12 protein-coding genes are annotated in these 14,612 nt (G+C 50.1%); 6 read left to right on the top strand and 6 right to left on the bottom strand.

All coding sequences use genetic code 11. The features are described from left to right. Positions 1 to 92 precede the first annotated feature (92 nt). The gene (locus tag ACKWCC_RS00695) at positions 93 to 1,973 is read right to left on the bottom strand and encodes a tetratricopeptide repeat protein (protein WP_413993960.1); all 1,881 of its coding nucleotides are present in this window, start codon (positions 1,971 to 1,973) and stop codon (positions 93 to 95) included. Between the two features lie 310 nt (positions 1,974 to 2,283). On the opposite strand from ACKWCC_RS00695, the gene ACKWCC_RS00690 reads away from it, so the two are divergent. The 4 genes from ACKWCC_RS00690 (at position 2,284) to ACKWCC_RS00675 (ending at position 7,200) form a co-directional block, all read left to right on the top strand. Further along, positions 2,284 to 3,846 (top strand): thiol-activated cytolysin family protein, encoded by a 1,563-nt coding sequence (locus ACKWCC_RS00690; protein WP_413993959.1) that lies wholly within the window; start codon positions 2,284 to 2,286, stop codon positions 3,844 to 3,846. 294 nt (positions 3,847 to 4,140) lie between these two features. Then, positions 4,141 to 4,626: a T9SS type A sorting domain-containing protein gene (locus ACKWCC_RS00685; protein WP_413993958.1), complete on the top strand. Its 486-nt coding sequence runs from the start codon at positions 4,141 to 4,143 to the stop codon at positions 4,624 to 4,626. After that, positions 4,623 to 5,276 carry a hypothetical protein gene (locus ACKWCC_RS00680; protein ID WP_413993957.1) on the top strand — a complete coding sequence of 218 codons (654 nt, stop codon included), beginning with the start codon at positions 4,623 to 4,625 and terminating at the stop codon, positions 5,274 to 5,276. The genes ACKWCC_RS00685 and ACKWCC_RS00680 overlap by 4 nt, the downstream gene beginning before the upstream one ends. A 1-nt stretch (position 5,277) precedes the next feature. Then, the gene (locus ACKWCC_RS00675; RefSeq protein ID WP_413993956.1) at positions 5,278 to 7,200 is read left to right on the top strand and encodes a hypothetical protein; all 1,923 of its coding nucleotides are present in this window, start codon (positions 5,278 to 5,280) and stop codon (positions 7,198 to 7,200) included. Between the two features lie 177 nt (positions 7,201 to 7,377). Here the strand turns inward: ACKWCC_RS00675 and ACKWCC_RS00670 are convergent, their stop codons facing one another. Beyond that, the gene (locus ACKWCC_RS00670) at positions 7,378 to 9,549 is read right to left on the bottom strand and encodes an endonuclease MutS2 (RefSeq protein WP_413993955.1); all 2,172 of its coding nucleotides are present in this window, start codon (positions 9,547 to 9,549) and stop codon (positions 7,378 to 7,380) included. Positions 9,550 to 10,338: 789 nt separating this feature from the next. On the opposite strand from ACKWCC_RS00670, the gene ung reads away from it, so the two are divergent. Continuing rightward, on the top strand, positions 10,339 to 11,007 hold the full coding sequence (gene ung, locus ACKWCC_RS00665; protein ID WP_413993954.1) for a uracil-DNA glycosylase: 669 nt from the start codon (positions 10,339 to 10,341) through the stop codon (positions 11,005 to 11,007). A 63-nt stretch (positions 11,008 to 11,070) separates the two neighbouring features. After that, positions 11,071 to 11,520 carry a response regulator gene (locus tag ACKWCC_RS00660; RefSeq protein ID WP_413993953.1) on the top strand — a complete coding sequence of 150 codons (450 nt, stop codon included), beginning with the start codon at positions 11,071 to 11,073 and terminating at the stop codon, positions 11,518 to 11,520. On the opposite strand, the gene ACKWCC_RS00655 is transcribed toward ACKWCC_RS00660, so the two are convergent. The 4 genes from ACKWCC_RS00655 to ACKWCC_RS00640 all read right to left on the bottom strand — a co-directional run bounded on the left by ACKWCC_RS00655 (position 11,506) and on the right by ACKWCC_RS00640 (position 14,612). Beyond that, positions 11,506 to 12,357, bottom strand: a complete 852-nt coding sequence (locus ACKWCC_RS00655) for a substrate-binding domain-containing protein (protein ID WP_413993952.1) — start codon at positions 12,355 to 12,357, stop codon at positions 11,506 to 11,508. The two genes, ACKWCC_RS00660 and ACKWCC_RS00655, sit on opposite strands and share 15 nt — an antisense overlap. Next, complete coding sequence (locus ACKWCC_RS00650) at positions 12,344 to 13,225, bottom strand: nucleoside phosphorylase (protein ID WP_413993951.1); 882 nt, start codon at positions 13,223 to 13,225, stop codon at positions 12,344 to 12,346. Before ACKWCC_RS00650 ends, ACKWCC_RS00655 begins: the two co-directional genes overlap by 14 nt. Before the next feature lie 13 nt (positions 13,226 to 13,238). After that, positions 13,239 to 14,171, bottom strand: coding sequence for a DUF1835 domain-containing protein (locus ACKWCC_RS00645; protein WP_413993950.1), 933 nt, complete (start codon positions 14,169 to 14,171; stop codon positions 13,239 to 13,241). Between the two features lie 114 nt (positions 14,172 to 14,285). Further along, complete coding sequence (locus tag ACKWCC_RS00640; RefSeq protein WP_413993949.1) at positions 14,286 to 14,612, bottom strand: translation initiation factor; 327 nt, start codon at positions 14,610 to 14,612, stop codon at positions 14,286 to 14,288.

The following is a 14,612-nucleotide window of genomic DNA, read 5'->3' as shown; positions in this document are numbered from 1 at the left end:
TTTTTCAAAGTATTTATATTCAATACAATAAGGTATTAAACCAAACCAATACTTCAAGATTTATTTTTAAAGGTCCTGGTGGGAAACCGGGCCTACAAACCATTTAAAAAACTGGTAAGGTCGGTATCCTTGTCCAGGTTGAGTTTCTTCTTTAGGCGGTATTTGGACTTCAAGATGCTATCGGGCAACACGTTCAGGGTGGCGGCGATTTCCTTGGTGGTGAGGTTCATCCGCAAAAAAGCAGCCAATCGTATTTCCTTTTCGGAAATGTCCGCGTACAAAGTCTTTAGCTTTTGGTCAAAGTCGTTGTGCACCTCGGCGAAGTAGGTCTTGAACACTTCCCAGTCCTTGTCCGACGCATTTTCTTTTTTTAGCAGCATCACAATGCGGCGAAATTCCATCTTGAATTTTTCCGGGGAGTTCTTTATGCTTTCCAAATTCTCCATCAATTCTTGGATAAAAGTGTTCTTTTGCACCAGATGAAGGGTCTGGCTGGCCAGTTCCTTTTTCTTGTGCTCAATTTCCTGTTTGTATATGGCCTCCTGTTTCTCCCGGGCCATTCGGTTTTTCTTGATGCGTTGCCTAAAACCAAAGAACAGCAATCCGGACACGGCCACAAAGGTAAAGAAGCCCCCGGCATAGAGGCTCTTGGTCAGCGTATCTACTTTCGCCCTTTCGTTCAGGGTGTTTATTTCCTCTTTTTGCAGCGCTATTTCGGCTTCCTTTTTTTCGGTTTCGTAAAGGGTGTGCAGTTCATTGATGTGTTTGGTCTTTTGAAGCGAAAAAAGACTGTCTTTGATGACCTGTGATCGCTTCAGATCCGATATGGCTTCTTCCAATGACCCCAAATCTTGGTGTACCAGGGCCCTGTAGGCCAGTGCGGTCTGTAGTTCGTTGTTTATGGTTACGGAATCTGCCAGGGCCACGGCTTTGTCCAGAATGGCCAGCGCTTCCCTGGGTGCTTTGGCCAACAGCTGGGCATGGCCCATCTCAGCGAGGTATTGGGCTCTGTTGATGCTGGACGTCTCGGTTTCCTCAATGTCCAGGGCATCCCTTAAGTAAGCTATGGCCGTGGTGTACCGTCCCGTGGCCTTGTGCACATGGCCCATATTGGCGAAGGCCAGTTCCCGTACCGTGGGAAAATCGTATTCCCGTCCCAGGTCCAGGGCGCTTTGGTAATGGGCAAGGGCTTGATCGTACTGGCCTTTTGCCAAGTAAACATTGCCCATATCAATGAGGGTGTTGGCTTGGTACAGGTGGTCGTCCGTTTGTTCATAGACCGTCATCGCCATCGCATAGTACCGTAGTGCCTCATCGTAATTACCAAGGGTGTTGTGCAGGCCCCCTATGTTGCCCAGCACATCTGCTTTGTGATAAGAAGTGATGGCTATGGTGTCCAGGGTCTTTAGGGCAGCTTGGTACATTTCCATGGCCTTGGGATAGTTGCCCATTTCGTAGTAGATGCGCCCTATGGCGCTCTGTCCCGATCCGTAGCGCATAAAATCTTCCCAACCATACTGTATGGCGGCCGAGGAATCCATTAGCCGTATGGCTTCTGGATAGTTGCCCAAGTGCGACTCATAGATGGACAGGTTCTTCAGTGCCGTGGCCAGGAAGGTATCGTCATTGTCCCTTTTGGTGCGTTCCAAGGTTTTTCTAAAATATACGGCTGCCGTATCCTGTAGTCCTATGGTGCTGTAGTAATGTCCCAACAGAAATTCGCCCCGCAAAATGCCGTGCTTGTAGTTGTCCGCTTTTGAAATGGCAATCATTTCCTCGATGATTTTTTTGGCACTGTCCGGAGCGCTATAGATGTAATAATCGTTCAAATCATCCAACAGATACACTTTTTCCCGTACGCTGCTTTCTTGGCTGTAACGCATGAGCAGACTGTCTATTTTTTCCTTGTTCTGACCATAAATGCCCAAGATGGGAATGCAACCCATAAAAAGAAAAAAGGTGATCGTTCTCATCGCTGTCCTTGTCTTTGGTTTTCAAGATACCTTTTAAATGAAAACGAAAAAAGCCCCAGTACGGGCTCATTTTTGGGCTGTCCATGCTTTGTCTATGGCATTTCAGAAATAGATATAAATATTTATTAGATTAAATAGCTGAAAAACAATATGTTATCTTAAAATATAAAAATGGTGTCCCCACCATTGTCCATCTCCATTTCTAGGTCTTTTAGGCCGTACTGTCCATAGTTTGTCCATGTTACATAATAGGATGATGGCTCGGATGAGGGTAGTTTAGGGGTGTTGAATCCATTAAAACCTTGACATCATGAAAACCTATTATCCACCAATCAGTAGCTTGTTCAGATTCATTCTTTGTACAGCAGTCTTATGGGCCATCTCTTGCAGTAAGGATGAAAGCAATGACGGTACATTGCCAATTTCAGGCAATGCTGCAGCCGAGTTCAATGAAAAAGTAGCAGCGCTGCAATTTTTTCAACAACCAGAGGAACTCAGTGAGCCCATTAAGCTGGCGGATGGCGATCCGGAGCGGGACACCGAAGACACCTCCCTGGAATGTTTTACCAAACTTTTCAAAGCAGCACCCGGTTTTGACGAGATGCTGGCCTTGGACCCATCCACGGATGTCATTTTTCCCGGTGCGCTTTTAAAAGGGGAGTCCATACCTACGGGGGAGTATGTCCCCATTACGGCAGATAGGGCCCCGATAACATTGTCCGCTTCCCTCACAAATATTAGCGGAAGTCCGGTAATAACGGTTCAAGATCCAAAACTTTCAACGGTTAGAGAGGAGATTAAGACCATTTTGGACCAAGAAGTCACCGGTGCCACTCCGGCGAGAATAAATTTTGAGATAGAACAGGTATATTCATCTGAACAGCTCAATGTGGCCATTGGGGCCAATTACAGGTCTGCAGGCGCAAGTGTTTCGGGGTCTTTTGATTTTAACCAAAGCACATTTAAGAACAGATTTGTCCTTAAATACCTCCAAACGTACTATACCATTGATATGGACCCCCCGAATGACCCAAGTGATCTTTTTGCCTCCGTACCAGATCTGGAGGCCCTGGGATCTACAAGTCCGGTCTATGTTGCCTCCGTGGCATACGGAAGAATGGTTCTGTACACCATTGAAACCAATGCGAGCCGTACAGAAATCAACGCGGCGTTCAGCGCCTCTTTCGCCTCCGGGGACGGCAGCATTGAAGCGGAATACCAAAAGACCATCAATGAATCCAACATCAAGGCCTTGATCATAGGTGGGTCTGGGAGCGATGCGGCCCAGGCCATTAACGGGCCAGAGGATGTGTTCAGGTTCATTAGCGAGGGCGGGGACTACTCCAACGAATCACCGGGAGCTCCATTGGCCTATAAACTACGGTACATAAAAAAAGGCACCCCGGTGGCCCGGGTAGTTTTAACCTCCGAATATCCCATTAGAACCTGTGATCTGGCATACCCCGTTTTTAGGATAAGCATCAACAGCCTTCGTATTGCGCAGACCCCTGGCGGACTGGAAGGATCGCACTTGGAACTATTTGGAAACGTGAAAGGAAAAACAAGCATACCCAACAAAGAGGAAGTGGTTTGGAGCAGAAGCAAGTCCAATAACCTAAGGGTCACCGGCACCCACACCATAAACAGTTTCGTTGATGTTGAACTGTACCGCCCTGATTACAACACCGATTTTATTGAACTATCGGGGCGACTCAACGATGAGGATGCCCGTTTTGATGACTTTTTGGGTTCCAGGTCCAGAAGGGTATTGTTGAAGGATGTGACCACAACCTCCACCAATTTTGAATTAAGGTTTGATGAACAGCCCCAACATGACGTTCGGGCAAGTTTTAGCGTAAGAAGAATAAAATAGGATATGTGTTTGTAGTTGTATGGTACAGTCGGCACCTAAAGTTGTGGATTCAACAACTTGGTGTTGGCTGTCCTATATGCACGGGCTTTGTGGTTTTTTGTACGAAAGCGGGAATCATTGCGAGCAAAACGAAGCAATCTGTTGAGCCTTGTGCAGGGGCCCCAACGGTTCGCCGCGTCGCGAAGGGCCCCTCACGAAAACATTGGGCGGCGCGCCCCAAGCCAGCCGTTGGCCCTTGTGCCGGATGATTGCACCAAAGAAGCAGCTGGAATTTTTTTAAAATCGATCTTTACCATGAAAAAACTTTTACTCCTCACCATTCTTTTTCCCGGTCTTTTGCTCTCCCAAATCCCAAAGCGGCAGACCTTGGCCGCTGCGGGTGGCTCCCATTTGGTGTCCAATGGGTCTGGATTGTATTTCCTATACCACAGTATTGGGCAAAGTGGCGTCATTGGCACGGTTGGGATAAACCAAACCCAATTGCGCCAAGGCTATGTACAGCCCCTGCCGCCCATAGTTTTGGGCGGCGATCCCAATGTCCTGGAGGTGGTTGTCTTTCCCAACCCCTTTGTGAACGGGGTGGTGGTAACACTGGAAAATGGCCTTGGGGAGGGTGTGGATGCCCAGCTTTTTGATGCCACGGGCAGATTGGTCTTTCAGAAAACCTACCCACCTTCAAATCAACTGGGCATCTCCCTGCCCGCCTTGTCCCAAGGCAGCTATTTTTTAACATTGGTTTCCGGCCGGAAGCGGGCCACAAAACAGCTCATCAAACTATGAAAAAATGGCTCTTTCCCATGTTGGTTTTGTGCTCCCTTTGCCATTACGGGCAGCTTTTGAATGTGGAGTGGGGGCAGACGCTTTCCAGCTTCGATTACAAAAATTCCGCCGGGGGCACGCTGGACAACCTCCAATCCACAAATACCACCTATATCAACGCGGCCTACTTTTTTCAATTGTCCGGAGAGAAAGTACACCTTTTGCTGGGTGGGGTGCTCAACAATTACGGGGCGGTGGCCAGTGATGCCCTTTTAGACAATTATTTTGAATGGGACATTACCTATGCCGGCCTGCAGACCGGCCTGCACTATGAGCTTGCCCGCGTCAGGGATTTGCGCATTTTTATACGGCCCACAGTCTCCTTGGAGTATCTGTTAAGGGGCACACAGACGCTCAACAACCAAGTGTTTAACCTATCTGGGGAAGACGAGTTCAGCAACCTTGTTACGGTGCCGCGCTTGGGCATTGGGGCGCAATATCCCATTTCCAAAAAGGCTGCCCTGTACCTCCATTATAGTTACGGACGTAGTTTTTCTTTGGTGAACAGCCGTCCGGAGGACAATGAGACCTTAAACATCAACATGCACAACATAGGTATTGGCATCGTCATTATGCTGCCAGGCTGCAATTGTGCTTTCAACAGTTTTTAAAATGAAAAAGATTTTGAAATTCCTTATATTCTTCACTATGTGTTGCACCTGTCTTTGGGGGCAGACCGAAGGCATCAACTACCAGGCCGTTTTGGTGGACAACAATCCCAACGAAATTCCGGGAGTCGATGTGCCCTCCAACAACATCCCCAACAAAGCGATTTCCGTGCAGTTCAGTATTGTGGACGCCACGGGCAATTTGGAGTACCAAGAGACCCATGCCACCCAAACGGATGACTACGGCACCATAAACCTTGTCATAGGGGAAGGAGAGCCAACGGGTTTCGGGGCCGAAAATTTTGAGGCCATTGATTGGGACGGGCCAAAAACGCTGAATGTGGACATAGACCTTGAAGCGGGCAGTGATTTTGCTGTCTTTAGCTCACAACCGTTGACCTATTTGCCCTATGTGCGCCATAGAAATCTGGTTGCGGACGGCATCACGGACCTGAACAATGGCCTAAACGTAAACAATCAAACACCGTCCCTGTTTACGGGAGATGTCCTTGTGGAGCAAAACACCAGATTGCAACGGTTGCGAGTGCAAGGAGCATCAGAATTTCAAGATAGGGTGGTCATGGATGTTAGGTTGAGCGAAACCAACCAATCTGATATTGATGCCTATCCATTGCTGCTCCAGGGCAGCAGGCACGGCATGGCCATAAAATTGAACAGCACCGTACCCACAAGGGAACATAACTTTATGTCTTTTTGGAACGCCAATAATGAACCCATTGGAAGGATAGAGGGATTTCAAGCCTTAAGCGATGTGAGCCAGAATTTTATTTTGGAGGTACTGTTGGAAAACGAACCCACCGAAGAAGAAGCGGAAGAGCGGGAAGACGATGACACCGCACCACCGGCAGCCGCCCCGGGGGCCTTTGATATCTACCTGAACAACGATTACTCCCTTAACCTCTTGTTGGAGTATATGGACCTCTTGGAGGCATCCGTGGCCTTTGGGGCCAATTTAGGGGCATGCATTGGCGGCTTGGCCGTTTTGGGGGATTGTGATGATGTGGCCTGGTCCGCCTTTGGCCTTTTTGTGCAAGGGGCGCAGATATCATTGACCGTTGCGTATAACGAAAGCAATAGGGGCACTGCCTTTGAGTCGGGCGGTGCGGATTATGCAGAATGGCTCAAAAAATCCGATGTCGATGAGAAGATGGCTTTCGGGGATGTGGTAGGGGTCAGGGCAGGGGAGATTTCCAAGAGATTTACCACGGCGGACCATTTTATGGTCATTTCCCAAAACCCCATAGTCTCGGGGGCCATGCCACAACCGGGAGAGGAACATAAATACAAACGGGTGGCCTTTATTGGCCAAGTCCCGGTCAAGGTACTGGGCACCGTGAACAAGGGCGATTACATTCTCCCCTCGGGAAATGGTGACGGTATGGCTTTGGCCGTGGCGCCCGGAGCAATGAGCGTCAATGATTATCAGCGCATAGTCGGCGTGGCTTGGGAAGAATACTTCGGGGAAGAGCTGTTTTCCTATATCAATACTGCCGTAGGCATCAACCAGAACGATATGGTCCGGGAGATGACTGAAATGCAGAAAGTGCTGAATGGTATGCAAGCAGCCCTCGCAGAGGTAAACCCCAAGTACAAGCCGGTTTATTTTGATGTGGAACCTCTTTCCGTGTCCAACAACAAAAAGACCACCACATCAAAAAATGTACTTCAATTGGCCTTGGAAAAATATGGCTTGGATACAGCGAAGGAGCGGGAAGCCGTCTTGATGGAGGTTTCCAGACTTATGACCGAACGGGACAACCAACTTGAAGACTTCAAGTTTTCAAAAATGCCCTTATTGCAGGAAGTGTTAACCAATCCAACACCTGAAAATATAGAGGCATACACCCAATATTATATCAACGCCCTGATGCGTTTACGATCGGTGGTCACAACAAGATCCAACTGAGATGGTTTCGGTTCATATGATTTTGCGCAGGCGGCATGCCCGTGGAAATCTGTTGACCCTGGTGAACGGTTTCAACGGTTGGCCTTATCGGAAAAGACCTGCTCACGAAGTCGATTTTTATAACCCGTAATCGTATACGATTTGTTGTAACCAACTGTTGTGTTTGTTTTTATGCTGTTACGGCTTCCGTTCCACCAATTCCAGCTGGTCCACGCTCACGTTGGTGGTGAACATCCCGTAATTTACCACCGCTTTCCCTTTTTCCAGCTTATCAATGGTGCCCACGGCTTTGCCATCGGCCATGCGCACCCGATCGTTCAGTTTAAATACCGGCTTTGGTTTGTGCTTCGCTTTCAATGCGGCCTTTTTCTTGGCCACCTGTTTTTTCTCACGGATCACCTTGACCTCTTTTTGCACTTCTTGGGCCACTTGTGCCTTTTTTGCCCGTGCCTCCTTGGCCTCCTTGGCCGTTTTCTTTTTGCGCTTGCTGTTCTCGGTCTCCACAATGCGCAACAGCTCTGACACCAACACCCGTTTTTTGTTGTTCTGGAAGTACTTATCCGCCGCCACGTTCACCTTGTTGCCCAGCTGGATCATGCGCTGGTCGTGGTCGTACAGCTCTTGGTAGTTCTCCAGTTTCGATTTGATCTTGGCGTTCAATTGCTCCAACCGGGCCGCTTCTTCCCTTGCCTTGGCTTCCTCCTCTTGCAGCCTGGAGCCCGTTTGTGCCATTTTGCTGCGCTCTTTCTGCAGCTTGGCTATGGTGGCGTCAAAACGGACCTTGCCGCGCTCTATCTTCTTTTTGGCCTTGTTGATCAGGGAGTAGGGAATGCCGTTCTTTTGGGCCACTTCAAACGTAAAGGAACTGCCTGCCTGCCCCAATACGAGCTGAAAGGTGGGCTCCAGCGTTCTCCCGTCAAAAAGCATGTTGGCGTTGCTCATGTGCGGCAGTTCATTGGCCAGGGCCTTCAGGTTGGCGTAATGCGTGGTGATGACGCCGTAGGAGCCCCGTTCGTAGAACACCTCCAAAAAGGCCTCTGCCAGGGCGCCGCCCAGTTCGGGGTCGCTCCCGGTGCCAAATTCATCGATCAGGAAGAGGGTGCGGTGGTTGCAGCGTTTCAGGAACTGCTGCATGTTCTTTAAACGATAGCTGTAGGTGCTCAGATGGTTCTCAATGGATTGGTTGTCGCCAATGTCCGTTAAGATCTGCTCAAAAAGACATACCTCACTGCGCTCGTGCACGGGAATGAGCATGCCGCTCTGGAGCATGACCTGCAATAGGCCAATGGTCTTTAGCGTAATGCTCTTGCCCCCGGCATTGGGGCCCGAAATGACAATGATCCTGTTTTCATCGTGCAGCGCTATGGTCTGGGGATGTGTTTTTTGGTTGTTGCGCTTGTTGCTCAGATAGAGCAGGGGATGGTACGCGTCTTGCAGGTACAGCCTGTTGTCTTGGTTGATGTGGGGCAGTAGGGCGTTGATATCTTGTGCGTGCTTGGCCTTTGCCGCGGTCACGTCAATCTGTGCCAAATAATCCTGATAATCGCTTAAAAGGGTTCTAAACGGCCTTATTTGGTCCGTGAGCTGTTTTAAGATGCGCTGTACCTCCTCTTTTTCCTCAAACTCCAGGTTGCCCAGCTCCCGGCTGTATTTTAGAGCGGCCTCGGGCTCTATGTAAACGATGCTGCCGGTCTTGGAGGTGCCCATGACGCTGCCCTTTACCTTTCGTCGGTACATGGCCTTCACCGCCAGCACCCTGCGGTTCTCCACAACGGATTCCCTGATCTCGTCCAGGTAGTCCGATGCGTTGTAGGTGGCCAAGGCCGAACCAAAGCTCTGGCTGATCTTGCCGCGCACGTGGTTCATTTGCCGCCTAATGCCCAAGAGGGCGTCAGAGGCATTGTCCTTCACCTCACCAAACCGGTCGATCACCCCATTGATCAGTGCGGGAATCTCCGTGGAGGTTTCCAGTTGGGACACCGTGGCCTGCAGCAAGGGGTAGTACTCCTTGAACTTTTTAAAGAATTTTTGGTGGGTGGCCAGGGTGTCGCAGATGCTGGCAATGCGTTTAAAGCCCTGTAGCTCCAGGGTGGTGTTGTCTATTTTCAGAAGTTTTAGCTCGGTGCCAATGGCATCGAACCCATGGTTGGGAATGCGGTTGTCGCTAACAAAGGAAGAAAGGTATTCCGAGGTCTTGCCCAAGGCTTCCCTGATGTCCTTTTCCTCGGCAAGTGGCGCCACGTCAAGGGCCAGTTGTTTGCCCAGGTCCGTGTTGCACCTCAGGGACAGTTGCTGCAGTACGGTCGGAAATTCAAGGTCCTCCAGGGTCTTGCGGTGTATGTTTGCCACGTTCTTTTTTAGTTGGAGCGCAAAGGTAAGGATTGATGGGCAATCGCCCTAAGCGGTCTCTAGGGTCAACTAGGCGGAAAAATAGGGCAACGCTGCCTTCTTTTCGTGCTTGTTTAAAACAAATGGGTAAGGCCCTGGTTACTATTGCCTTGCCATTTTTATGTTACAATGCTTAAAAATCCAACTCTTTTGAAATCATTGCCGTGCATCCTCATTTTCGGTCTGTGTTCCTTCGCCTGCCAAGGGAAGGGGCCATTATGGAATCAGTTTGTTCAAAAATAAAGAGCGCCTGAAAAGAAAAATAGGGAGATGGCCCGTGGCCCATTGGCTCTTGGAACATCAGTGAAACCTTTTATGCGGTACGTTGACCAACTTGGTGGGACTACACGGTTTTTAGCTATGGTTATTAAAAATTTAAATATTGATATAAAGTTTGTTATGCTAATTTATATAAATTGATGGTTTAAGTTTTAAATACACCCAGAAGGCCCACTTTTCAGAATTTATCTTTGGGTGTTGGTGCTTTTGTGGCTCTTTTTTGATGGGGTGATTTGTTTTGAAAGTAGGCCGGACCATTCATTGTCCATTTACTGGGGCGTACATGGGCTGGACACTTATCGGCCTGGCACAAAATCCAAGGCCTTCAGCCGCCGATGATGTTATTGGGGCAAATGGGGTTTAAGGTGGACGTTGCCCGTGCACCATGGCAGTTTATGGTGCTTTATGCCCTGCCATATTTGCAAACCCCAAAAGACGCCCTTATTTTTAGCCCCGATTGGTTTGATGCTTATGGAGACACCACAACTGCCGGCAGACTGGCAAGAGCTACTGGGCCAAGAGTTTCAGCAGCCTTATTTTAAGAAATTGACCCGCTTTGTGGCCCACGAGTATGCGGCGCATACCTGCTACCCTCCAAAAAAGGATATTTTCAATGCCTTTTCATCCTGTGGTGCCAACAGGGTAAAGGTGGTGCTCTTGGGCCAGGACCCCTACCACGGGCCGGGGCAGGCCAACGGCTTGGCGTTCTCAGTGCATCCGGGCATGCAGCATCCGCCCTCTTTGCGCAACATCTTCAGGGAATTGCAGCAGGACCTGGGCACGGACTACCCCGCTAGCGGTGACTTGGGGCATTGGGCCCAACAGGGGGTGCTCTTGCTCAACGCCACCCTGAGTGTCCGCGCCCAAAAGGCGGGAAGCCACCAGGGACAGGGTTGGGAAACCTTTACCGATGCCGTTATAACGCAATTGTCCCGTCACAAAAAAGGGCTTGTCTTTTTGCTCTGGGGCGGGCAGGCCAAAAAAAAGGGCAGGCACATCGATGAACAGCGGCATACCGTGCTGCGTGCGGGTCATCCCTCGCCCTTGAGCGCCAATCGGGGCCATTGGTTTGGAAACGCACATTTCTCCAAAACCAACCAAATTTTAAGGGATCAGGGCAATAAACCTATTGTCTGGTAAGTTATAGGTTTTTACGTTGTTTAATTTGGTGTAAATTCTTACTTTTAATAAAACTAAAAGCCCATGTCCCACTTAAAAGACTTAAAATCCATCTTGCTCATTGATGATGATGAGGCCAGTAATTTTTTGCACTCCATTTTTGTGAACAAGCTCAACTTGGAGCTCACCGTGAACGCGGCCTTGAACGGGAAGGAGGGGCTGGATTTCATTCTGGGCAACGGGGCCATGGCCCTGGAACTGCCCTGTTTGGTCTTGTTGGACTTGAGAATGCCCATTATGGATGGCTGGGAGTTTGTGAGCATGTACGAGGCCAAGGTGCCGGAACACATCAAGGCGCAGATCAAAATTGTGTTGGTTACCGTGAGCGACGACCAAGCGGACAAGGACCGCGCTGAGGCCAATGTGCACGTGGTGGACTATGCCCAAAAGCCCCTTTCGGACCATACGTTCAAGGCGCTCATCAAAAAGCATTTTGGCCGTGTGCCGGGACCTGCCTCCCTAGCCCGGCCATAAAAAGGTTTCCTTCGGAAGTTTTTGGGAAATGAGCTCTAGCCCCAGCAGGGTCTCCTGTACCTTGTGCAGGGTCTCCGCGGGCAGTTGTTCTTGGCTCCATTGGGTCATGCCAAGCCATTGCTGTATGTCTGGCAATGCTTGTCCATACCTATTGGCCAAGGTGCGGTCCATACTGGGAATGGACTTGAATTCCAGGGTGTAGGCATTGATCACTTCCTGAATGTGCCGTACCGTTCCCCCGTGTTCCCCCAAGAAAGATCGGGTGCCCACGAGCAAAAAACAGGGCCAGGGCGTGGGGCAGTCGCCCAGGTGCCTAAAGATACCTTGGTCCACCAAGGGCTTGGTGGTAAAGTGCTCCCACATAAAATAATCGGCGCTGCCCTCGCCCAAGGCTTCCTGGGCCCCCTCTATATTGTTCACTATGGTAAATTCCAGGTCTTCCGTGGGCCACCCTTGGGCCCGTGCGTGCACGTGCGCCATGAGATGGCTGCCGCTGCCCGTTCTGCTTATGGCCGCTTTCTTGCCCCTTAATTCCGATATGGTGCTGTAAGCGGATCCACTGGCCACGTGGATGCCCCATTGCAGGGGGCTGGCTATGTATTGCTGTACAATGGCCGCGGGATTTCCCTCGGTAATGCTCTTCACAATGCCTTCGGTAAGGATAATGGCCAGGTCTGCTTCTTGGTTGGCCAGTAATTTGCTCATGCGGCCGGTGCCCTCGGGAATGTCTTCCCATTCCAGTTCAATGCCCCTGGCGGCAAAGGCCCCTTCTTCCAGGGCCAGGTGCCAGGGCAGGTTAAAGTGCTCCGGAACGCCTATGATCTTAACGGGTTTCATCTTGGGTCAATTTATCAAGGGTGTATTCAATTAAGTTTTGGACGGATTGTGTGGGCTTTTTGGAAAAAGTACCGTTGGCCCTGTTGGCCAAAATGCAGTTCAGGGAAATGGCCCGGTGGCCCAGCAGGCCGGCCAAGGCGTAGATGCCGGAAGTCTCCATTTCCAAATTGGTGATGCGGTGCCCTTTGTAGGAAAATCCGGCGAGTCGTCCAGTGAGGGCGTCCACTGCCGCCCCCAATCGAAGCGATCTTCCCTGTGGCCCGTAAAACCCCGTGCTGGTGGCGGTTACGCCAAATCGTATATGATTTGAAGCGAAGCGGGCCTTCAATTTGGGGTCGCACGGCACCAGGTAGGGACGCGCCATTTTCGAAGGCCACCGACACTGTTCCACGAAGGCGGTGACCCAATCGGAAAAATCGTTTTCCCGCTGGGCGTAATAGTGCCACAGCCCGTCCAGTCCAAACGTATATTCGCTCATCAAAAAAGAATCGACCAAAATATCCCCGTGCAGGGTGCCCGAGGTCCCGATGCGCACGATGTTTAATCGTATATGATTTTTTTTGACCTGTTTTGTGCCAAAATCAAGGTTCACCAGGGCATCCAGTTCGTTCAGGACAATGTCTATGTTGTCCGTGCCGATGCCGGTGGAAATGACCGTGAGCCTTTTGCCCTTTAGGCGTCCCGTATGGGTGTGGAACTCGCGTTTGCCCTTGCGCAGCTCCACGGTGTCAAAACAGGCGGATACCTGGGCCACGCGTTCGGGGTCGCCAACGGTGATAATGGTATGGGCAAGGTCCTGTGGGAGTAGGTTTAAATGATAAATGCTGCCATCCTCATTGAGAATGAGCTCCGATGGGCGTAGGGCCATAAGATGTTGGTGGTTAGAGCTTTAAAATCCGATTGGATTCCGTATTGTAGAGAAAACTGTATTTCAGCGCGCCGCCCAGGTACACTTCATTGTCCTGTAGGGCACTGTAATAGTTGTTGCTCTCTTCCAAAATGGCCTTGCCCTTTCTGGACAACCGTACCGGATTGAGTCCCGTGAACAAGGGCTTTAGCCGGCCAATGGCGCGTTCGTACTGGGTGTCTGCAAACCCAAGGTTGCCCTGTTGCTGCAATAGGCTGCCCACCAAGGCAGCTTTGTTTTTGTGCTGCCGTTCCGCGGCCACGGCAAGGATGTTGTTCTCCATTTCGTTGAGGCCGTTGGAAATGGTGGGAAAACGTCTCAGGTGACGGGCTATGGCCGCCCCAAGAAAGGAAAAGTTGTAGTCCTTGAAATCGGTCAGATGTTCCAATCGTATGGGATTGTTGCTGCAGTACAGTTGCCACACGTAGTCGGCAAACTCAATATCGTCCTGGTTCAGCATCACCCTGTGGGCGTACATCTCCCGCAGCTCGTCGTCGGTAAGGGAGGTTAGCTCCCTGATGGTCTTGGTCTTTGGGTCCAGGCCACTGCTCACCAAGGAAATCTGGGCATACTTGCGGTTGGCCAACAGCCAACTGATCACGGCCAAAAGGTTTACCTGGCAAAAAAGGTCATGATCAAACCACAGCACAATTTGATCTTGTTGTTTGTGGTTGCAGAGCGATCGGTATTCCTTTAAGGTTTTTTCAATGAACCAGGACTTTGAGACTTTGTAATTTTTATTGAGAAAGTCAAAACGGGTCTTCCAGAAAGATTCGCTTCCCACGGTGGTCAGCGTCTTGCCCTCACACAGCATTTCCCGCCACGTAATGATGTCGCCTTTTAACTCCAGGGTACTCAGGCGTTCGGTAAATCTATCGCCATTGGTAATGTGTAGCAGGGAACTCATTTCCAAGTTTAGGTTTAGGTTGTTAAGGCTAAAAGTAACTAATATGAACCAACCTCCAAAGAATTTAACAGAAAAACCGGTTGGTCTAAGTGTAAAATACAGGCCTGGCAGCCACTAGCCGCCCACGCGCTTCACCTTGAAACCCATATCCCGCAGCAGGTCCATAATGGTGTCCCGGTAATTGCCCTGGATGATAATGGTGTCTCCCTTTACACTGCCGCCCACGCTCAATTTTGTCTTAAGGGTCTTGGCCAGGGTCTTGAGGTCCGTGGGGGCACCAGTGTAGCCTTCCAGCAGGGTAATGGGCTTTCCCTTGCGTTTCTCGTACTTGCAGACAATGGGCGCATCCTGCATCCAGAGGCCACTTGTTGCCTCGGCTTCCGGAGTTTCTTGGGGTTCGTGGTCCGGAAATAGTTGTTTCAATTGGTCCTTTAGATCCAT

The organism is Maribacter aquimarinus (assembly GCF_047345505.1).
GTDB lineage: Bacteria > Bacteroidota > Bacteroidia > Flavobacteriales > Flavobacteriaceae > Maribacter.
Note: the sequence above shows the minus strand (reverse complement) of the source record. Positions and strands in the feature narration are given on the sequence as shown.